General features: G+C 41.0%; 17 protein-coding genes. 9 read left to right on the top strand and 8 right to left on the bottom strand.

All coding sequences use genetic code 11. The features are described 5' to 3' along the window. The 4 genes from NJ959_RS03110 to NJ959_RS03095 form a co-directional block, all read left to right on the top strand. A partial coding sequence (locus NJ959_RS03110; protein WP_254010283.1) for a tetratricopeptide repeat protein occupies window positions 1-285 on the top strand: 285 nt, incomplete at its 5' end. A 75-nt stretch (window positions 286-360) separates the two neighbouring features. Beyond that, window positions 361-1,059, top strand: a complete 699-nt coding sequence (locus NJ959_RS03105) for a Uma2 family endonuclease (RefSeq protein ID WP_254010282.1) — start codon at window positions 361-363, stop codon at window positions 1,057-1,059. Window positions 1,060-1,262: 203 nt separating this feature from the next. Then, window positions 1,263-1,475 (top strand): DUF2281 domain-containing protein, encoded by a 213-nt coding sequence (locus tag NJ959_RS03100; protein WP_254010281.1) that lies wholly within the window; start codon window positions 1,263-1,265, stop codon window positions 1,473-1,475. Then, the gene (locus tag NJ959_RS03095) at window positions 1,472-1,732 is read left to right on the top strand and encodes a type II toxin-antitoxin system RelE family toxin (protein ID WP_254010280.1); all 261 of its coding nucleotides are present in this window, start codon (window positions 1,472-1,474) and stop codon (window positions 1,730-1,732) included. Before NJ959_RS03100 ends, NJ959_RS03095 begins: the two co-directional genes overlap by 4 nt. Window positions 1,733-2,171: 439 nt before the next feature. Here the strand turns inward: NJ959_RS03095 and bchB are convergent, their stop codons facing one another. Continuing rightward, window positions 2,172-3,698: a ferredoxin:protochlorophyllide reductase (ATP-dependent) subunit B gene (gene bchB / locus NJ959_RS03090; protein ID WP_254010279.1), complete on the bottom strand. Its 1,527-nt coding sequence runs from the start codon at window positions 3,696-3,698 to the stop codon at window positions 2,172-2,174. Between the two features lie 442 nt (window positions 3,699-4,140). Then, window positions 4,141-5,625, bottom strand: a complete 1,485-nt coding sequence (locus NJ959_RS03085) for a helix-turn-helix domain-containing protein (RefSeq protein ID WP_254010278.1) — start codon at window positions 5,623-5,625, stop codon at window positions 4,141-4,143. A gap of 371 nt (window positions 5,626-5,996) precedes the next feature. Between NJ959_RS03085 and NJ959_RS03080 the strand changes: the two genes are divergently transcribed. The 4 genes from NJ959_RS03080 to glyS all read left to right on the top strand — a co-directional run bounded on the left by NJ959_RS03080 (window position 5,997) and on the right by glyS (window position 11,778). Next, a complete protein-coding gene (locus NJ959_RS03080) occupies window positions 5,997-6,227 on the top strand; it encodes a hypothetical protein (RefSeq protein ID WP_254010277.1) in 231 nt (76 codons plus the stop codon). 119 nt (window positions 6,228-6,346) lie between these two features. Beyond that, the gene (locus NJ959_RS03075; protein WP_254010276.1) at window positions 6,347-6,730 is read left to right on the top strand and encodes a hypothetical protein; all 384 of its coding nucleotides are present in this window, start codon (window positions 6,347-6,349) and stop codon (window positions 6,728-6,730) included. A 403-nt stretch (window positions 6,731-7,133) separates the two neighbouring features. Next, window positions 7,134-9,425 carry a hypothetical protein gene (locus tag NJ959_RS03070; protein ID WP_254010275.1) on the top strand — a complete coding sequence of 764 codons (2,292 nt, stop codon included), beginning with the start codon at window positions 7,134-7,136 and terminating at the stop codon, window positions 9,423-9,425. A gap of 208 nt (window positions 9,426-9,633) precedes the next feature. Beyond that, on the top strand, window positions 9,634-11,778 hold the full coding sequence (glyS, locus tag NJ959_RS03065) for a glycine--tRNA ligase subunit beta (RefSeq protein ID WP_254010274.1): 2,145 nt from the start codon (window positions 9,634-9,636) through the stop codon (window positions 11,776-11,778). Between the two features lie 55 nt (window positions 11,779-11,833). Here the strand turns inward: glyS and surE are convergent, their stop codons facing one another. The 5 genes from surE to NJ959_RS03040 form a co-directional block, all read right to left on the bottom strand. Then, window positions 11,834-12,511, bottom strand: a complete 678-nt coding sequence (gene surE / locus NJ959_RS03060; protein WP_254010273.1) for a 5'/3'-nucleotidase SurE — start codon at window positions 12,509-12,511, stop codon at window positions 11,834-11,836. Window positions 12,512-12,696: 185 nt separating this feature from the next. Next, window positions 12,697-14,142, bottom strand: a complete 1,446-nt coding sequence (locus NJ959_RS03055) for a DUF1802 family protein (RefSeq protein WP_254010272.1) — start codon at window positions 14,140-14,142, stop codon at window positions 12,697-12,699. A gap of 241 nt (window positions 14,143-14,383) precedes the next feature. Beyond that, a complete protein-coding gene (locus NJ959_RS03050) occupies window positions 14,384-15,826 on the bottom strand; it encodes a DUF1802 family protein (RefSeq protein WP_254010271.1) in 1,443 nt (480 codons plus the stop codon). A gap of 2 nt (window positions 15,827-15,828) precedes the next feature. After that, a complete protein-coding gene (locus tag NJ959_RS03045; protein WP_254010270.1) occupies window positions 15,829-17,793 on the bottom strand; it encodes a P-loop NTPase fold protein in 1,965 nt (654 codons plus the stop codon). Window positions 17,794-17,843: 50 nt separating this feature from the next. Continuing rightward, window positions 17,844-18,542 carry a hypothetical protein gene (locus NJ959_RS03040; RefSeq protein ID WP_254010269.1) on the bottom strand — a complete coding sequence of 233 codons (699 nt, stop codon included), beginning with the start codon at window positions 18,540-18,542 and terminating at the stop codon, window positions 17,844-17,846. Between the two features lie 530 nt (window positions 18,543-19,072). Between NJ959_RS03040 and NJ959_RS03035 the strand changes: the two genes are divergently transcribed. Next, the gene (locus NJ959_RS03035; RefSeq protein ID WP_254010268.1) at window positions 19,073-19,651 is read left to right on the top strand and encodes a TIGR04376 family protein; all 579 of its coding nucleotides are present in this window, start codon (window positions 19,073-19,075) and stop codon (window positions 19,649-19,651) included. Window positions 19,652-19,759: 108 nt separating this feature from the next. Here NJ959_RS03035 and NJ959_RS03030 read toward each other — a convergent pair whose 3' ends face one another. Further along, on the bottom strand, window positions 19,760-21,220 hold the full coding sequence (locus NJ959_RS03030; RefSeq protein ID WP_254010267.1) for a GTP-binding protein: 1,461 nt from the start codon (window positions 21,218-21,220) through the stop codon (window positions 19,760-19,762). Between the last annotated feature and the right edge of the window lie 63 nt (window positions 21,221-21,283).

Raw genomic sequence — 21,283 nt, 5'->3', positions numbered from 1 at the left:
ATTGAGATTAATCCTAACTATGCCAATGCCTACCACAACCGGGGTGTAGCCCGCTCTGATTTAGGAGATAAACAGAGTGCGATCGCAGATTACAATAAAGCGATTGAGATTAATCCTAACTATGCCTATGCTTACTACGGAAGGGGTAATGTCCGTGCTGCACTAGGCTATACAAAAGATGCAATAGCAGATTTTGAGAAAGCGGCTGAGTTGTTGAAAAAAGATGGTAATGAATATTGGTATCAAAATGCCCTTAAGCGACTCAAAGAATTAAAGGCGAAGTAAATAACTTCAATAATCTTTTAATCCTTACACATATTTAATCTAATTCCGACAAAAACTAAAAATAGAATTCAGATCATGTTAAACTACAACCTACTCTATTGCTTACCTTCATCAGAAGAATTACCCGACTCAGACGAAACTCCTGTGGATAATCAACTACAACATCTCATTCCTGGTTTATTAGAAGCAATATTAGCCCTATTGTGGGCTAATCGTGGGGATTGGTATTTTGGCGTAGACATGGGAATTTATGCTAATCCTAACGAAGCAGCTATAGTACCAGATGGGTTTTTGAGTCTAGGAGTACACCGATTTATCGATGAAGATTTACGTTTAAGTTATGTCTTGTGGGAAGAGAAAGTTCTCCCGCGATTAGTGTTAGAAGTAGTTTCTCAAACCTATCGAGGAGAATACACCAAAAATAAAGAAGATTATCGAGAATTGGGCATACTATATTATATAATCTACAATCCCCGTCGCCGCCGCCAACCACCTTTAGAAGTTTATCAATTAATTGATGATGAATATCAGTTACTATCAGGTAATCCAGTCTGGTTAGCTGAGATAGGATTAGGAATTGGTAGGGAAAGAGGAACTTATCAAGGAATTACGCGGGAATGGTTGTATTGGTATGATGAGAATGGGCAAAGATTCTCCACACCAGAAGAACGAATTTCCGCAGCGGAAATGCGGGCTATTTCAGCGGAAAGACGTGCTGAAATATTGGCGGAAAGGTTAAGATTGTTGGGGATAAATCCGGATGATTTGTCATAATGGGCTTCGGTGAAGCATCAGGATATGAAGATTTTTGTTTTAAAAAGCAGGCAAAAAATGCGATCGCAATTACAAAATGTTAGTCAAAGTCTATTTTATACTGCGGAATCTCCAAGCCCTGGCTCATGGACAAATTTCTGCAAAACTTTGTTACCATAAAGATTAGATCATCGGATTTGGCAAAGTAAGGCTAGAAGACTGCCATGACTATCAAAGAGCAACTCCTGCAAACAATCGAACAAGCCCCAGAGCCTCTTCTTCAAGAAGCTCTAAACTACCTCCATTACCTGATTGAAAAACACCTCAATGAACTGGAAGAACAGCAAGACATAGAAGACCTAAAATTAGCCAGAGAAGACCTCCAAAACAACCGCACAATTTCTCTGGAACAACTCACACAGGAATTGGGGTTGTGAACTACACTATCGAAATTTCCTCCCTAGCCACTCGCCAGATCAAAAAGCTGCCTTCAGAGACTCAGATACAGGTGCTTGCTACACTTGCAGCATTAGCTCAAAAACCCCGACCTGATGGTGTCACCAAAATGAAAGGTGAGGACAATACCTACCGATTGCGTGTGAAAAATTACCGCATCGTTTACGAGATTCTTGATGAACAGCTTATTGTTCTAATTGTCAAAGTGGGTCATCGCCGTGAGGTATATCGCAATTAGCTTACCTCTTCTAAGAATTTAGTGCTTTTTGTACTCTTTCTCGCAAACCAATCATCGTATTACAGCATCTAGTATATCTCTTTTAAGTATTTCCCAATTCTGAGGAATGTATCCTGCTTTTGCTAAATATTCTGATTTATCGTCTTTAGGTTGGTAAATAAGTATGCAGTTGGTAATCTTTTGATCTTGAATGACTAAGTTTGCTGGTATTATCATCAATTTATTCTTACTAAAACCAAAAACCCGACAGTGGTTAAAACCACTGTCTCACAGCTAAAGTCCTCTAAAGAGGACTGAATAATATTCTCAGTCCATTTCAATGGACTTAAGCTATGAGACAGAGAATTAATTCTCTGTCGGGTGATGCCGAAGGGATACAATATCTCAATTGAAACCAACAGAAAGATTTAATCTCTGAAGGTTTCTCTTAAATCTTCACCTAAGCACCCACAGATTCCTTCGCCGCATACATCACCTCCAAAGTAATTTCACTAAAACCACGTTCCCGTGCAAACTTCTCAGTATTGCGCTTCACCTTACCCCGGACAAAACCAGGAACTTTATTCAATTCTCCCTGTGCTTCCTTATTCCAACCCAAGTCGGAACCAGCAGAAATTCCCTTAGTAATCACTTCCTTGGTATCATGTCCGCCGAATATTTCCAACAGATGATCTTCCATCCCCAAAGTAAAGGAATTATACACCAAATCGGCAAGTTGATTAGTCCCTTCATAACCCATAAATGGCTTATAACCGAGAGGGAAGTTTTGAATGTGAATAGGCGCAGCAATTACACCACAAGGAATATCCAAACGCTTACCAACGTGACGTTCCATTTGCGTACCGAAAATAGCAGAAGGTTCGATACGTGCGATGGCATCGCCAATTGCCCCATTATCATCGCTAATCAGAACTTCATCGCAGTATTCGCTCACCTGTTCCCGGAACCAATCTGCATCATATTTGCAGTAAGTTCCTGCTAAAACAACGTGAATTCCCATCTCCCGTGCCAGAATCTTTGTCATTGCTGCGGCATGAGTATTATCTCCAAATACAACAGCTTTTTTCCCAGTTAAATTCTGACAGTCAATGGAACGAGAAAACCAAGCTGCTTGGGAAACATATAAGGTTTGGTTTTGGATGAATTCCTCATAATCAACATTCCCACCTTGGGCATTAATAATCTGCTGCATCTTGCGGATACAACGGGCAGTTTCCACCACACCCATCGGGGTAATATCCACGAATGGCATTCCGAATTGTTCTTCCAAATAACGGGCACTTATCATGCCAATTTCCCGATAGGGCACTAAGTTAAACCAAGCGCGAGGCAGATTTTTCAGGTTATTAACAGAAGCACCTTCGGGAATAACTTCGTTCACTTCAATTCCCAAATCTGCCATCAACCGCTTTAACTCAGTACAGTCGTGGTGGTTGTGGAAGCCGAGGGTAGAAATCCCGATAATATTCACTGAAGGTTTTTCCGTCTTACCTTCTGGTAATTCACCTTTTTTACGGGCTTTCTCTATATAATATTGGACGATTTGATCCAGAGTGCGATCCGCTGCTTGTAATTCGTTTGCCCGATAGTGATTCACATCAGCCAGGATCACATCTGCCTTGGCTTCAATTTGGGCACGTTCGACAAAATTTTTCAGATCTTCTTGTAAGATACTGGAAGTACAAGTAGGAGTTAAAACGATTAAATCTGGGTGTTCTTCCTTATCTTTGCGGGTGATATTATCCACCACTTTTTCTTGAGAACCCCGTGCTAAAACATTCCGGTCTACAATACTAGCAGTGACTGGAGTGTAATTCCGCTCCCGTTCTAACATGGAACGCATGACATTAAAATAGTCATCGCCTAGAGGTGCGTGCATAATGGCGTGGACGTTTTTAAATGAACTAGCCACGCGAAGAGTGCCAATATGTGCTGGTCCTGCATACATCCAGTAAGCTAATTTCATACCAAGTTTTCTCCGTTATCGCGATTAAAGGTAGCCCAATTTTAGGATGAGTAGATGGGCGATTTAGAAATGTTTCTGATTTTCTCAAGAAACCAGCTCTTTTGTAGAGACGCACCATGGCACGTCTGAGGGATTTGGGCTGGGGGCGAATGCCCAAACATTCTGACTGGGATTTAGTTTAGGACTAAAGCAACATCGATGTTGTTTTAGTGACATGATTCTTAACGTTTCGTGAAATTTCTTAATTTTGGCATCAGGGTGGAGGGATCGCGCTACGCTAGACAACGATCTCAAATCCGTAGATTTTGGTGCGTTGCCCTTGGGGGACAACACACCCTACGCTCTAGAATTATTTTAAATCCGTAAGGTGCGTTGTCGCGTAGCGCAACGCACCACATCCATGATCGCAAAAAAAAACAATATCTCAAATCCCCAGATTATGTCACCTAGCTGAATGTTTGGCTAAATGCTTTGAAACCAAATGAGGCAGCTTATATTGAGACATGGCTGTTTCCAGGAGGGATCGCCATTTTAGCGCTTTGAGGGCTTCAATTAGTTGTGACTTACTGACGGAGTGATGTAAATCGTTTTGTAATTGCTCTAAGGATACTCCTTCTCGATAAACGATTAGTCTGTCCATCACTTGCCATTCTAAGCTTGATAATCGATCTAATTGTTGGTTTAATAAACTAGCAATTTCACTAAATATTAACGTATCTTGGGCTAAAAATTCCTTAACATCTCGCTCGAATAAATCTCGAATCACAGTAGCAGCGGTTTTTAATATCAGGGGATTACCGCTGTAACGGTGAACTATTTGTTTTCCGGCGGATTCTGATAGAGAAAGTCCGATGCTTTGGAAAATAGATTGGGCTTCAGGGACACCTAATCCTTTGAGGTTTAAGGAGCGAATGGGTAATTTTTCTCCTTCTTTTGCGGCTAATCTTGTCGGTTTTTCTCGACTTGTGAGCAGCAAACAACTTTGATGGCGCTCTTCTCCAATTCGGCGGAGGAGTTGACTGTATTCTTCATAATCTGGAAGGTATTGACCGATTGATAAACTTAATCCCCCTAACCCCTCTTCCCTGGAAGGGAAGGGGGGGACTTGACTTCCCTTCCCTTCCAGGGAAGGGGCAGGGGGAGAGGTGAATTTATGTTCTATGTTTTTACTGCTAAGAATAAATGATTCGTAGTTATCTATTATTAGCAAACAGCGGTAATTTTTCAGATAAGCGAGCAAGCAATTGATCCGACTATTGGTATCGTCTGCGAGGTCATTTTCTCGTGCTGCAAAGAAAACTTGTAATATGTCTGTTAGAAGTTCATCTAGTGAGGGTAGATGACGGACGGATCGCCAAATCACATAGTCAAAGTCTCCTTGTAGGTGTTCAACTGTCCGTGCTGTGAGGGCAGTTTTTCCCATCCCTCCCATCCCTAAAATTGAGACTAGACGGCATTTATCTTGCCGAATCCATTGTTTGAGGATTGAGATTTCTTCAATACGTCCGAAGCAAAAAGATGTATCAATTGATTCCTCCCAGTCTTGTATTTTTGGAGGTAGATTTAGTTGACTTTTTGGCGGAGTCTTATCTATTTTGACAGATGCTAATTTTTGCTTGATTACAGAATTAAGATTACGTTTGGTGATAGGTTCTCCCAAGGATTTGGAGAGCAATTGCCATAACTTAGAGCCGATTGATTTGATGTAATCGTAGTTATAACCTAGTTTTAAGGCAATTTCTGTGTAAGATTCTCCCTCTAAAACGTAGCGGAGGACTAATTCTTCAACTGTAGTTAATTTTGTCGGTGCTATAGCTATTTGCAATAGTTGTATTTTGGCTTCAATTCCTGTATCGTATTCTCCGGAAGCCATGGCATTTTGGACTACGCCTTTGGTCATTGTGACAGGCATTTTTTTCAGATTCATTGTTTCAACCTACCCTACTAATACTCAATTGCTCATTTTGAAGTTGGGAGAATCGCCAGAGACTTTATTTTTTCTCTGGATAATATAGCTATCCTAACTGATGCCTCTGCTATAGAGACATGAGATGGAATATTTTGACACGGGATAGATCTTAGGAACGATCTAAGCAGCTCCATCAGATCAGTGTCAATTCCTTCGCTGCGGTAAAATAAAATAAAAACTATTATTTTTTTTTATGTTAGCTTATTCAAGCTATCTTATCCTCAATCCGGATAGTTTGGGGTAGCGAAAATACTAAATTTTAGAGAAAAAACTAAAATCCGTAGGGTGTGTTATCGCGAAGCGCAACGCACCCCCTCAATATAATTTTCGTGACGAGATTATTTTCCGTCGGATGGGATATTGAAGATGATGGTGGGTTGTGCTTGAGCGATGCCCAAAGCGGGCGTATCGCACTTTTATCGGATATTTGGGATATTTGGGATGATGTTACGTTGCGGTGTGCGACAGGGCACTTTACTATTTTTATCTGGAAAAACTATAAAATATCACCAAAAACCTCACTTTTCTCACCACTTTTCTCACTGACACCCTCAATCTGAATAGTTATCTTAGTTATAGAAGGGATTGAAAAGAACAAAGAGCGAAATAAATCAGTAATTTTTTAATAATTAATCGCCGACAATCCTGCCAACTACTATCAACTAATTGAGGACTAGTCATGAAATTCAACGCTAAAGTTTTACTCGCTATCCTAACCGTTACCGCTGGTGGTGTGAGTTTAGCTCCTGCTGCATTTGCTGGAGAAGGTGGTATTGCTGGTGCTGCATCTTTTAATTTGAGAGGGGGTGCAGTTACAGATGCTGCTGTCGCGGCGGCAATTGGTAAGAATGCAGCCTATGCTGGTGCTAATAATAATCATGGCCACATAGATGCTTTTGCAGTTGGTACAGGTGGCAGAATTGTCGTAGATGGCGACAGCAATTATGTCACAATAATTTCCGAGGAAAGTTCTACTGGGCTGGAAAAAAAACAAGCTAACACACTAACTAATCTGACTCTCGATATCAACAGTACTAGTCCATTGGTGGATATTCAGCCATAACTTTAGTCCGTTAAAATTGAGATATTGCAGGAGTCGCGATAACCCGACAATGGTTCAAACCACTGTCTAACAGCTTAAGTCAGTTAAAACTGACTAATAAGTCGAGATATTACATAAATTGTTGGGTGCGTTATGCTGCGCTAACGCACCCAATCTCAATAAAACAAACTAAAAAATGTATATCTTTTAGTCGGTTTTAACCGACTTAAGCTATGAGACAGGGAATTTATTCCCTGGCGGTATTTGGTAATTTATTAAATGTAAATATATTTACTATTTCTATTTATTATTTGATCGATTAAAATTAAGTCATAAAAATACAAGTAACTTCATCCTGATGTCCTAAATATTTAAAAGTAAAAATTAACATAAAGCCCCTCCGAAATCAGTTAATTTTTCCCAGATGAAACCTAAGTATTTGTCCTTAGCTGTATTATCCCTTACAGCGCTAAAAACGGCTACAGAAAAACAAACTATTCTCGCCCAAACACCGGAAAATAACCCTTCCAATAAATCCCCAAAGCAAAATCAGGAAGACATTACCTCTAAACCTATTCCAACAGTAAGCCCACCAGAGATAATACCGAATTGTGAATTTAAACCACCAAAGGATAAAAAACATATTTCTGTAACGAATAGCAATCCAGAAGCAAATCAAGATACTATCCCCCCAGAAATACCAAGTTACTGTGAATCAAAACCAGAAAACCCCGAACCAAATACTTCCCAAGAATCTACCCCAGAAAAAGACCCCAATTACATCATCCCACCCCAAATAGTCGCCCCAGAAAAAGTTAATCCTTTAACTACTACTATTCCCCTCAATGGCAATGTCATTACTAATCGCACGGAATGGGAAACTAACGATGGCTATACCTTCGGTGAAAATCGTTCTAGTAATTTAGATGTCAATGGTATATTAAGAATTACATCTGAAGTAGAACAACAGTTAACTAATGATAATGTTTTCACTTCAGATCAAAGAGGCAGCTATCTACAATTGCAAACAGTAAAAACCCATCGGGAGATTGAATTAACTCAAACAGATCCTCAAACTTTACAAGGATTAATTATCCAAGAAAGTTTTACAGGAAACTGCTTTGACCAAAATCCTCAAACAAGTAATCCCAACGATCAATGTACATTTACTCCTGCATTAGTTACGGATCGCAATAGTATCGATCCAGTATATTTTATCCCCACTCGTATCGATCAATTTGGCAATATCGGCGATGCCATATCTCCAGAAACTCTGGCTATTTTAGCCCAACCCGGCTTTCAGAATCGTGGAGTTAATGGTGAAGTTGTTGGTTTAGATTTATACTTTCCTAATCTGGGGGCAACTCCTGGAAATACCCAAGGCAATCGCTCGACAATTTCCCGTTCTGAAAATATCGATACTAGCTTATTATTAGGATATTCCAGAGTTCGCCAAATCCTCAAAGCTAATGATACCGAATCTGTACTTGGTCGTACAATTAGAGGTACTGGAGTTATTATTGGCGATGACAATACTCTGCTAAATGGTGCTGTTTCCCTGGCAGCAGAATTGCTTCCCGATGCGAATCCTCACCTAGAAGGTAGCCCCAATCCAGTCAATACCAATATTAATCGCCACTTATTTGAAGCGGCTAATAATGCTAGACTTCCTGATAATAGTTGGACAGTCTATCAAGGTGGGATTGGTAAAGCCAAACACGCCGAAACTAACACTGAAGGAGAGGTAAATTTACCTAGTGCATCCTATAATAGTCTTTGGTTAGGGCTTTCTCCGGTAACGGAACGGGATCGAGCCGCTACTATACAATATCAAGAATTGGGTCCGGAACGAATTATTGCCTCTGGGGGAGGTGAGGGCGGTGCAAATGATAATGTGAGTTTTGTTAGTAATGCCAACGGAGAAGAGATTAATTCAGCCAATTTACAGGACTTTTATACTCAAATCTATCTAACTTTCCTCAATCGTGACGTTAACTTTATTACCAAAGATAAACTTACCGAAGATACCACGTACTATCCCCATCTGAGTTTGACTGGAGATATCACCAGCACTAATCAACTTTTCCGGTATTATACGGGTATCATTACCTCAGATCCAATTAAAGCCTATATTGGCGGTGACTATAGCCGAAGATTTAATAATTTAGTGTTTAATATTAATGCTATCGGTTATCTTAATCCAGATCGAGATTATTTCAGCTACGTCCAAACTAGTCTAGCACGCGGATTTAGACTAAGTAAAAATGCTAATATTACTTTATCCACAGGATTGCGCTATGCTTTCAAGCAAACTGCCGATCCTTTAGATACTCCCATCGATAACTCTGTCTCAGTTGGTGCAAGAGCAAATATTGGTAATTTTTCTCTTGGTTTAACTCAATATTTCGGCAATATATTACCTGATTCGATTAATACTGCCCTCGGTGTGGATGCTTCCCTGAGATTGGGTACTCAAGGTAAGATTACTGCCTATCTTTCCCCATCTAATAACCAGTTAAGTTATGGTGCGATTGGGGAATATAAATTTGGTTCTAGTCCTAATAGTCCCGCACTCGTGCTAGGATGGCGTAGGGATCATTATGATTTCGGTGAGGATGCTTTTGGAGACTCATTAGAAACAGGAAATGATATTTTTACCATTTTGTTTAGGATAGGTGCGCCATCTAATCCTTTGAAACTGGGTAATGGGGAATGAGATTTATCTGGTGCGTTGCGCTACGCGACAACGCACCACAATTAATAACTACGATAATTATTTAAAATCCGTAGTTTTTGTAGTCCGTTATGCTCCGCTAACGCACCATTTTCAATATATCCAAGTGATGGAGGCATATTTTTTTTTAACGCAAAGGGTGCAAAGGGTAAGATAAGATATTTGAAACTGTTATATCTTTATCATTATCATGGCTGAATTTTTACTAGAAGTCGGAACTGAAGAACTCCCTGCCGATTTTGTTGATAGCGCAATTAAACAGTGGCAGTCTCGTTTACCTAAAAGTCTGGCTGAACAATTCCTAATCCCTGATGCGATTGAGGTATACGGGACTCCTCGCCGTCTGACTATCTTAATTAAAGGATTGCCAAAACAGCAATCAGATCGGGAAGAGGAAGTTAAGGGACCTCCCGCCCAAGCTGCTTTTAAGGATGGCAAACCGACTAAGGCGGCGGAGGGTTTTGCCCGGAAGCAGGGGGTGGAATTGGACTCTTTGGCAGTGAGGGATACTGATAAGGGGCAATTTGTCTTTGTTGTCAAGAAAATATCTGGCCGCCCTGTTACTGATATTCTTACTGAATTGATTCCTCAGTGGATTTTTGGGTTGGAAGGTAGGCGGTTTATGTGTTGGGGAGATGGGGATTTGAAGTTTCCTCGACCAATTCGGTGGTTGGTATCATTATTAGATGAGGCAGTATTGCCCATTGAGATAGTAAATGGTTCGGAAACGATTAAGAGCGATCGCGTTTCTTATGGTCATCGAATCTTATCTCCAGAACCAATCGCAATTTCTCATCCCGATCATTATATCACAGCGCTGGAATCTGCCTACGTTATGGTAGATTCTACGGAACGTCATCGGCTAATTAGCGAACAAGTAAAGTCAACTGCCCAAAAGTTGGCAGGTTATGTTCCTCTCTATCCGGATTTGTGGGATGAAATTACTAATTTGGTAGAATGGCCTACTGCTATTGTGGGTAAGTTTGACTCGGAGTTTCTGATTTTACCGCCAGAAGTAGTCACAACTGTGATGGTAACTCACCAACGCTATTTTCCTGTATTTAAAGATGAAACGGCAACGGAATTAACTCCTTATTTTATTACTATTTCTAATGGAGATCCAAATAAATCTGAAATTATTGCCGCTGGGAATGAGCGGGTGATTCGGGCAAGGTTGGCGGATGGTCAGTATTTCTACAAAACTGACTTAGCTTCACCTTTAGAAAGCTATTTGCCTCAGTTGGAAAAGGTCACTTTTCAAGATAAATTGGGTTCAGTACGGGAGAAAGTAAGGCGGATTGAAACAATTGCTGCCGCGATTACTGAGCAATTAGGGGTATCAGAAATAGAATGTAATGATTGTCTGAGAGCGGCTTTACTCTGCAAAGCAGATCTTGTTACCCAAATGGTATACGAATTCCCAGAATTACAAGGGGTAATGGGGCAAAAATATGCAGCGGAAAGTGGGGAATCAACAGCAGTAGCGACGGCAATTGTTGAGCATTATTTACCGAAAGGGGCAAACGATAATCTACCCAAAAGTTTAACAGGTAGAGTGGTAGGTTTGGCAGATCGGATTGATACATTAGTCAGTATCTTTGGTTTGGGAATGTTACCAACTGGTTCCTCCGATCCTTTTGCTCTGCGCCGTGCTGCTAATGGAGTAATTAATATTACTTGGGATGCGGATTTAGGTATTGAATTGCAAGGTTTATTAAGTATTGCTTGTACTAATTTTGTAGAGATTTATCCCGATAAAATATCACCGATTCCTCTGTTAGAGGACTTTTTCTTACAACGGATTCGCACCCTATTGCAAGAAGAACTTAATATAGATTACGATTTGGTCAATGCAGTTTTGGGTGAGAATGATGTAGAATATCAGGAACGGGCATTAAAGGATTTGTTAGATGTCCGCGATCGCGCTTTATTCCTCCAAGCGATCCGGAATAACGGTAAACTTAATGAAATCTACGAAACTGTTAACCGTTCCGCCCGTTTATCGCTGCAAGGTAATTTGGATTTGCAAGAGTTAGAGCCAACAGCAGTTGTCCATCCGGAACTTTTTCAAAAAGCTAGCGAACAAGCATTTTATGATGCTATTGTCAAGTTGGTTCCGCAAACTAAGGCGGCGAAAGCAGAGCGAAATTATCAAAAATTAGTGGATGCTTTGGCGGATATTACACCTACAGTTAGTACGTTTTTTGATGGGGAAGATAGTGTATTGGTGATGGATGAGAATTTAGATATTCGGCGGAATCGGTTGAATTTGTTGGGGTTATTGCGGAATCATGCGCGGGTGTTGGCAGATTTTGGGGGGATTGTGAAGGGTTAGGCAAAGATTCTATCCGTAGGGTGCGTTACGCTCTGCTAACGCACCAGACACACCATTAAAGTTTTAGCTGAGTAACAGCAATATTTCCAGAAAAACAAACATCTACATCAGTACCAGGTTCGCGATCGCGTTTTGCATATTCTCCGATATAATAATACTCATCTCCTTCTACTCGATATTTGACAGGAAGGGATTGGGTACTTGGTTGGCAAAACACGATATCTGGATCGGGGGAACCTGGTTCGAGATGAGGCAGGTTGACATTCCAAAAGCTACCATTCCGGATGGGACGATTGAATAAGTCTGCTAATACTTTAGTCGTCCATTTTGTCGCCACATCCCAGTCTATAGTGAGGGGACGTTTAATCCATTGGGAAATAGCAATTCCAGGAATCCCGTGCATAGCGGCTTCTCGCACAGCGGCGACAGTACCGGAAATATACACATCAACTCCGAGATTTCCGCCCGCATTGATGCCAGACAGCACCCACTTGACATCGGTATGCAGATATGATACGGCTATACGTGTGCAATCGGCGGGGGTTCCGGCTACTGCATATTCGAGATTGGAGCGGCGCTCAACGTAAATAGGGCTGTGGGTGGTGACTTGATGTCCGCAACCGGATTGGTGATCTTTAGGTGCAACAATCGCATATTGCCCGTTGATGGCTTTTTCTAGGGCGCGGATACCTGGCGCGTCTATCCCGTCGTCGTTAGTGAGGATTAATGTCATTAATTTTCAGTCAGTAGCAGGGGAAACAGCGATTAACAGGCAAGATGCCTACAGATGAGATGGTTGCACCCAATCGTTACAAATTTATAGCATAGCCGGAATTGATAATTACCATGGAATTCGGAAGGGAGAAAACAGTTACGCTAACAGCATTTAACTTCTTCCATTCCCCACTCCCCATTCTCCTAACTCATAGGTGGCAAATCTCTCAGGAAATAAAAACGATCGCTTTGCCAATCTTTCCCTTTAATTCGTCCTAAGTAACCTGTTAAAGGGGAAGACAATTCAATCAAAATTTCATGAATTTCTTCGATAGTTAATGATTCGGGAAACTGAGATGTTACATATACTCTATGTAAGGCATCAACGGCAGTATCTTTTAATCCGGCATTGTGCAGGTGATGTTTGACTAGTTGCACGATTAGCGATCGTAATTCCAGTATTTGGCGAATGTCTGCTAAATATTGCTGAATAGTTTCATCTGCTGAACCCCAGACATTTTGCCAGCAATTTTGCAGCTTTATCAAATCGATGGAGCCTTTGTGATATGCTTGTATTTCTACGAGACGTTGCAGGGTTTCTGGATGAATTACATTCATTTGATAGAGCTTGGCTTCTAGAATCTCATCAGGTGTTAGTTCACCTGCTGCTACTATTAGTTTGACACAATTGTTATCCGATACACCAATAATTTTTTTTACGCCCTCAATTACCTCTTCCAGGATTGAAGTCTCTCCTGTTTCATCGGGCATTACTGGAGAGGTGACAACTAGTGGATAGGGCGCATCGAAATAAAGGTTAATTCCTTCAGGTGTTTCTGTTTTCCCTCCTTTGTTAGTTTGAGAATTAGTAAAGCCTAGCTTGTGGAAGCTTTTTTCTACTAAGATTTTTAACTCATTACTATCGTGAGAATTAGCAATTTTGGCGATTCTCTCAATCCAGATTAAATCGGAATCCATGGATTTAAGGGGGCGGGCGCTAACACCAATGAGAAAATTTGCGATTTCCCGTTGTATTTCCTTGGCTGCCAGGTTACGATCTGAGAGATATGCGATCGCACTTTGCAATGCTTTCAATTCTGGATAGGGCGATGACTGTCGCTGCTGCATTTGGAGACAGCGTTGTTTAAAGAATAAATTGCCAAATACAGGTGTTGCTTCTGTAATAGTAAGGGTTTCTGGGAGAGGCATGAAACGGGGATTAGGATGCACGGGTATTTCTAATGGCTGAGGTAGTCGATAAACCCGTAGGTAAGTAAGAAAAATATGCCCGCGTTGAGCGAGAGTTTTCAATAAGGCTTCTTTAGTCCATACTGTTAGCTGAGATAACATTTTCAGATAATCTGGTTGATCGATAACTTGGCAATGTTCGCACCTCGCCCATGCTTTAATTAAAACTGTATCACCCTCAATTTCAGAGAGAGTATTTCGAGCAGTAGGAAGAAAATTAGAGCGATAATATTGTTCTGTTTGCAAGGAGTTAATTGAGGTATCTGTCGGATAAAGAGCAAATTGCCTCCCCGGATTCATGAAAATCTGAGGCATTGCCACGATGCTGTGCCCTTGGAGTAATGCTTCAATATCAGGGGCTGGGAAGGGAAATGCCGTATTAATAACAACTAATGTACTCATAATCAGTCAGCCTTACTTGTTTTCTTGGATAGGTACTGATTTTAACCTGCGGCTTTGGCGGATTTAGAAAACCTCTATTATCATTTAATATTATTGGGGTTAGGGGCGATTCGGGGCTAGAGGTTAGATAGGCTCTGGTGCTATTGGACTTGTACTAGATGTTTGTAGTAAGGACTTTAGTGCTTATACATATAGCATTTTTAGGCACTAAAGTGCCTACTACAAACTTAAAAGTCGCAAGTTAGGATAAGTCACGGAGGAAATAAAAGCGATCGCTTTTCCAATCATTTCCTTTATCTCGCCCTAAATAACCTGTTAAGGGTGAGGAAAGTTCTACTAGTAAGTCGTGAACTAATATATCATCTAGTTTAGCGTTTGTTTCCTTGGCGAATACAGCATTATAGTGGGTGCGAATTACCATGGTTTGGTGTTTGCTTCCAGGTTCCCCTTCGCCAAGTTGTTTTACTGCTGTAACAATTTGCGATCGCAATTTTATCGTTTCCTCAACTTTATCTACATATTCATCTATCTTGTCGTCAATTTGTCCGGCTGTGAGATACTGTTTCAGTTCCATTAAATTGACTGAACCGGGATGTTTCGCGTGGAGTTCGACTAATTTTTGCAGTGTCATAGGGTGAATGATACTAATTGTAGATACTTGAGCGGATTTTTGTAAATATGTAGTTGGTTCCCCAGGACCGATAATTAATTTAACAGTTTGTTCATAGTCATATTTGCCGAGATGTCGTTTGCCGATTCTGGATAACTGTTCAACTGTGGCATCGGGGATACTTTTACCTGCTTTACATTCGCCTACTAGGGGATAGGGTGTGGTGCAGTATAAATCCATCCCACCTGCACCACCTTTAGCATTAGGATCAACACCAAAACCGAGAAAGGTGAGACTTTTGTGAACGATTTGTTCAAATGCTGTGCCTTTTTCATAGTTACCGCCTGTGGTAGCAGTGCCTAACTCTTTAATAGTATAAATCCAATTGTATTCTGGTGGTAATTTATTGGGTTGGGGAGTTTTCCAACCTAAGCAGGTTTGGATATAGAGATCTAATTTAGCAGCGGTTGAGTTATTGGTGGAGAGAATAGAGATTCTACCTTGTAATTCTTCTAATTCTGGATGTTCGGGTGGTATGCGATGTTCGAGTTGGTGGCGGCGTTGGGAGAAGGCGCGATCGCTTAATACTGGGGTTGCTTCAGAAACTTTAAGTTGTTGTGGTAAAGGAACAATGTGACGAATTTGAGTATGGACTGGAACTTCCAGGGGCTGAGGTAGCAGATAGACACGTAGGTAAGCCAGAAAAATATAAGGTTTTTGTAGGAGCGTTTGTTGTAATGAGTCTTTCGTCCACACTGTTAACTGTGATAGAACTTCTAATGCTTCAGAATCATTCAGGATTTGGCACAATTCGCACCTAGCCCAAGCTTTAATCAAAACTCTTTCCAAATTTAAGTTAGCAAAAACCCTTTGGGCAATGGACAAAAAACTTGAGTGGTAGTATTGATCAAGGGGTAGTAATTTAATTGAGGGATTATCTGGATAGAGAGCAAATTGCTGCCCCGAATTAATCAATTTTCGAGGCATTGCTGCAATCATTCGTCCTTGGATTAACGCTTCAATGTCAGGTGCTGGTAGACATAAGGCTGTTTGAAGCAAAACTGATTCGTTCATACTTAATTAAACAACTCACCAAGATCGTCTGAGTCATCTGTTTCGTTTATATTGGAAGGATTTAGGAAGTCTTCTAGGAGTTCCATGCTGTCCCGCTCATCGACAGCGGGCATTCGACCGGAAGGGTCACTCAAAATGTCTGCCAATAAAGGATTCTCAAAAGTTAGCTGCTGCTGAGAGATGAAATCAAAAACTTGCTCCTCAGTTAAATCATAATTTCCACGCTTCTGATAAACAGAATGAACAGCGATTAGTGGTCTGATCTGCTCTTCTATAAGAGGCACATGTTCTCCACCCTTTTCTAAGATAAGTTGGTCAAGTAATTTGTAGGCTTCTGAATTCTTTTTGGTCTGCTCTATCTTGGATTGGGAACGTACTAAACATCCACGAGTCAGGTCAAATATTTCATATTCCTTTAAGCGCTTTAATCCAGCCACTAATGAGAATTGAGAAGACTGAATCACAGCTACTCCAATCTTGACAACTTTTCCCCCCTCTGTACCAATAACCTTGAAGTTGATCCAACCCTTATTTTCTGCTTTAGGCTTAACTTCAGTAATTTCTTCAATCGTTACTCCTTCCAAAGTCTTACCTATCAAGGTCTGAAATCCAAAACGCAGAGAGTCAGCGATTAGCGAGTTATCCTCCAGATAATCTCCGATGTCTGCCTCAATTTCTTTTTTTAATGCAAGTTCAAACCGATCAAGTGGTTTAGTTGGAAGTTGCGGTTGATAAACTTTAAAATTTTCTGCACACCATTGTAATGCTTCCCTTACAGTTGGTTTACCTTTGCCAAATTTTTTCAGTTCGCTTTCTTCAAATGGGTAACATGAATTAGGTGGAAATAAATTCCTGGATTCATAAAAATCTTTCAGCCAAAGTGTGACTAACTCTACCATTGAATTGCCACTAATATATTTTAAGTCAATCGGCTTTCGTTGTGTATATTTAGATACTCTATCTGGTGTACCACCAGGCATTAAATTTACCTTTTGTGTCCATGTATCAGGCAGCATAACTGTGAGAATAACAACCCCTTTACTGAGTTCAGAGTTTTCAAGGGTATCATGGAGACGCTTGACTAAATCAGCAATCACCAGCTCTGTTGGCAAGCCGTCATCAGTAGAGTTATTTTTGACATCTATTTCATCAAAACAAATAACTACAGGGTTATAATAACTCACTAAATTTAATGTTTGCTGAACATTTTTTAGAGCTTCAGCTTCTCTATCTTGACTAGTTTTACTAGGATTAGGTAATCCCAGTACCTCAGCATTAGATTGAGCTAGTTCATCGCCTGACAACCATTTAATTGCAAATGATGACTGAGTTTCTGAAAGCGTCCACAAAATAGCCCTAATAATATAGGGATCTGCATTTTGTTTTGTTTTGAGAACTTGCTTTGTGAGTACGTTCATTAAACTCTTGTTCTTCGCCACCCAACTTGCAGATACTTTATCAAATCGGTGGGTCAACTCTTGGGGAGAAAGGTTTGGAGCATTAGGATTGATGGCTTTGAAGCCTTCGTTTGCAATTGCTGCTGCCACTTCCTGCCACTGCATGACTTCTTGACTAGCAGTGTGGCTGAGACTATCTGCCAATGTTTGCTGGAATTGGTACTTAACTAGATTTAAGTCTGTATAGTTATTGACACCTGCATAAACAAATAAAGCACCACCTTCGCGTTCAAGCCGATGGCGAATGCGACTGAGGAGGTGGGTTTTACCTACGCCCTGTTGTGCAGTTATGGCGATTGAAGTCACCTTGTCTTGGCTAGATTGACTTGTCCGCACTTGCTTAATTGCTTGAAAAACTGCATCAGAAGCGTGGGAATTTAGAGTAGGAACATCGGTAAATTTGTTCCCCCAGACATCTTGTTCTTTGACAATTCCCGCGTTGATAAATGGATTATGACTTTGGATGGCTGCGTTGAGGACTTCTATCGGAGAAACAGGAGGATTTTCCATCGTGATTCAGTGTGAGGTGAGGAACTATAAAGGGATTTGCAGTAATCTCATTAATTCAGTCGTTTGGCATAGTAGCGCAACCCAGCACCAGGGATAGTTATTGAATCTTCGCGTTTATCAGAAGTAATATCTGGCATTTCTCCCCCCATTAACTGTAAAATATCATCAGCTTGCATTTCCAACAACCATTCATTAAACTGAGAACGAGAAATTCGATCGCCTATTTCCCGCCGAATCCGATAAATTGGCACGAGATTATCCAAGTTATAATCCCGATTCAACTTGTCATACACGTCTAACGCCACCGACTTAAATTCGTCATACAATGTAATACCCCCGTTAGTAGTAGGCGCTGAAGCGCCATCCCCACTTTTTTCAAGTTTCCCACTATCAACAACCGCACCCATCACAGATGTATCTTCCTCACGAATCCACTTCAATAGTGTATTCGCCATTTTCGCACCAATCGGGCTATTAAATTGGAAATCCGCGCTTCTCAATCCCTCACTCAACACCTCGATTCCCTTGGGTTTCAGGAGAGAAACCTTATTTTTCGAGATTGCGATCGCGCCTACTTCTGCTAAACTCGTGTAAGCATTCTGATAATCTCCAGCCGTCTCCTTCTTCCGTTTCAGTCGCGGATTCAAGTCACCCTTTTTCACTTCAAATCCGCCCAAATCCCACAAACAAAGGAGCAAGCGAACTTCTTTACAAAGAATTTCAGCATTGCTGGAGAGGTTGGTTGTCATATCAGTTATTCCAATTCCTTAGAGAGAGATTTAGTTTTGTAAAAGCCTAACTGTTATCGTAACCCGATCGAATGCGCGATCGCTAGGGGTAAGTTGAAAAACCTAACCCCCCAGCCCCCTTCCCTGCACAGGGCTGTTTCATTCTCAAATTTGACGACAGATTGAAATCTGTCGCTACACAGACAAAACCTGCCTTCGCAGGTTAGCGAGTCTTGCTAGCTGATTAACAAATAAGTTGAACCGCCGAAGGGCGGTAAAGCCAGTATAGCAAAAGGTTTTAACCTGTTGCTGTAGGAGAATGAAACAACCCTGCTTCCCTGCATTAGCGTAGCTCGGCGAAGCCCAGTGCGGGAAGGGGGAGCAGGAAATTTTTCTTCTCTCTCCTTCCAGGGAAAGGATAGCCTAAAATCTTACTCCCCTCTCCTTCCAGGGGAGGGGCTGAGGGAGGGGTTTTAACAGCCTAATTAGGAATAGTGCAAATTATCAGATATAACAGAAGTGGAGATACTGCACTATAAGGAATACCAATCGTGAGTTTATTTGAAGATCTAAATCGCTTTCTCGAAAACCGCCTTGATGAATTTTTGCGTAACAATCCCCATCTAGAATTACAAGCACTAGAAGAACAATTACGAGAGCAAGAAGAAGATACTCTGCGGTTAATTATTGACTTACAAACTCAAGAAAAGAACTTGCAAAATGAAATTTTAGGGATCGCCCAAGATATTCAGCTCTGGCATGGGCGAGTGGAAAAGGCAAGGGCTAATGGCAGACAAGATTTAGCTCAAGCTGCTCAAGAAAGAGAGGCGAATCTTTTACATCAGGGTAACCAAATTTGGGGCAAAATGGAAGGTGTCAAGCAGCGACTTGCTCAAACTAAAGAATTGCAACGTCAGATTCAAACTCGTCGGGCTGAAGTAAAAGCTAAAGCCAAAGAAGTAGCAGCTACTCATGCTAATTCTAAATCTCAATCACCTCCTCAAACATCTGGCTGGAATCATAATTACCAGCGCAATATTTCCAGTGGAAATGATCCCCTAGAAGAACAATTTACTAACTGGGAAACAGAAGCAGAATTAGAGCGAATGAAACGAAATATGGGAAGATGAATGGGGAGTAGGGAGTAGGGAGTAGGGAGTGGGGAGTAGGGTGAAGAGTAAAAAAATAGTTTCACTTCATATTTCATACTTCATACTTCATACTTCATACTTCATACTTCATCCTTCATCCTTCCCCAATTTTGCAGCCAATTCTCCTTTAATCCGATTTAAAATAGAGGTTTCATCTAGAGAAGAAAGAATGCGACTAACAACAGCTTTTGGGCCATCTTCTCCCCAAGATGCGCCATTAGCTAAATAGGTTTTAGTTACTTGCCCAATCGCATAAGATGAAACCCCGGCAACTCCAGCTTGGGTAATAGCAACAGAGATATAAGGTGCTAAGGATATCCCACCTGTTGCAGGTGCAGATAAACCTAATAATCCTTTAATTCCACTTAATCCTAGAGTCGCTAAAAGTTCGCTGGCACTGATTCCACCCATACTAATGGCGATTTTTTGTAATAATGCGATCGCGCCTGGTTGAGTCATGGGAATGCCATAGAGGTGAGATAAGGCTAAAATCATTACTATATCAACCACTGTGGCAGTAAAGATGTCCACAAAGGTAACAGGGTTGAGTGCGATCGCAATTGCTTTGGTTTTCACTGCTCTCCAGATAATCTTATCCGCACTTTCTTCCCTAATTATCATTTTTCGCTGAACTATTTGCTCGTTTACTTCCCCTGCATATAACATCGTATTGAGGGCAACCAAAGATTTACCTTCACGGTGTAATATTTCCAGTATTTTTAACTTTAACTCATCTATTTCTGGTTTGCCAGAATGCCGTTTAATTGCCTTACTTCCATCCGGGCGGCGTACTGCAACAGCAACTAAAGGAGAGGCAGCCACCATTACTATTTCCGATGGAGATAGGAGTTGTTTAACGCGATCGTCTCTAATTTTATGGTAAATTTCTAGTCGATCAGCTTCGGGATACTGGTCAATTTTATTAAATACCAATAACATCGGCTTTCCAAATTCTCGCAACTGACAAAGTGCCTCATATTCAACTTTAGTCACATCACCAGCAATCACAAATAAAATTAGATCCGCATGTTTAGCTACTGTCAATGCTAAGGCTTCACGAGTTTCTCCATCTACCTCATCAATCCCAGGTGTATCTATTAGTTCAATTTGGGAATTACCAATACTCGGTAACGCCACCCGCAGGATTTCTCGATCCGAATCCCCGATGGTTTCTTGACTCAATTTCCAGTTAGCAGTTTGCGAGTTTTGAGTCACACCATGGAGAGGTCCGGTTTCAAATATAGGTTGACCTAATAAGGAATTAAGTACCGAAGATTTCCCCCTTCCAACCATACCAAATGCGGCAATTTGCACAGAAGTTTGGTTAAGTTTATTTAGAAGATTAGTTAATTCCTCAATATCCGACTCTAAACCTGTTTTTTCTTGGGGGGTTAAGTCTAAATTAGCTACCAAGTCTCTGAGGGCATCTTGTGCCTGTTTGTAATTAAGTTCAGCCTGAATTTGGGCAACGCTGAAGGCAGCATTATCTAATTCTAGATCGGGATCTAGAGGATTTTGGGTGTTAGACTCAGGCGATGAATTAGTCAAAATCGTACCTCCTGCTACTTCAGTTAGCTACTCAGTCGCTGATAGGACTCATATAACGATTTT

This window comes from Limnofasciculus baicalensis BBK-W-15, assembly GCF_024178385.1.
GTDB classification, from domain to species: domain Bacteria; phylum Cyanobacteriota; class Cyanobacteriia; order Cyanobacteriales; family Coleofasciculaceae; genus Limnofasciculus; species Limnofasciculus baicalensis.
The sequence above is the reverse complement of the archived record's forward strand: the minus strand, read 5'-3'. Positions and strand labels throughout refer to the sequence as shown.

Bases quoted from the DNA above. Each gene is read 5' to 3' on its own strand.
- NJ959_RS03105 (WP_254010282.1), top strand. From the start codon at position 361: ATGTTAAACTACAACCTACTCTATTGCTTACCTTCATCAGAAGAATTA.
- NJ959_RS03100 (WP_254010281.1), top strand. From the start codon at position 1,263: ATGACTATCAAAGAGCAACTCCTGCAAACAATCGAACAAGCCCCAGAG.
- bchB (WP_254010279.1), bottom strand. From the start codon at position 3,698: ATGAAATTAGCTTACTGGATGTATGCAGGACCAGCACATATTGGCACT.
- NJ959_RS03085 (WP_254010278.1), bottom strand. From the start codon at position 5,625: ATGAATCTGAAAAAAATGCCTGTCACAATGACCAAAGGCGTAGTCCAA.
- NJ959_RS03075 (WP_254010276.1), top strand. From the start codon at position 6,347: ATGAAATTCAACGCTAAAGTTTTACTCGCTATCCTAACCGTTACCGCT.
- NJ959_RS03070 (WP_254010275.1), top strand. From the start codon at position 7,134: ATGAAACCTAAGTATTTGTCCTTAGCTGTATTATCCCTTACAGCGCTA.
- glyS (WP_254010274.1), top strand. From the start codon at position 9,634: ATGGCTGAATTTTTACTAGAAGTCGGAACTGAAGAACTCCCTGCCGAT.
- surE (WP_254010273.1), bottom strand. From the start codon at position 12,511: ATGACATTAATCCTCACTAACGACGACGGGATAGACGCGCCAGGTATC.
- NJ959_RS03055 (WP_254010272.1), bottom strand. From the start codon at position 14,142: ATGAGTACATTAGTTGTTATTAATACGGCATTTCCCTTCCCAGCCCCT.
- NJ959_RS03050 (WP_254010271.1), bottom strand. From the start codon at position 15,826: ATGAACGAATCAGTTTTGCTTCAAACAGCCTTATGTCTACCAGCACCT.
- NJ959_RS03045 (WP_254010270.1), bottom strand. From the start codon at position 17,793: ATGGAAAATCCTCCTGTTTCTCCGATAGAAGTCCTCAACGCAGCCATC.
- NJ959_RS03040 (WP_254010269.1), bottom strand. From the start codon at position 18,542: ATGACAACCAACCTCTCCAGCAATGCTGAAATTCTTTGTAAAGAAGTT.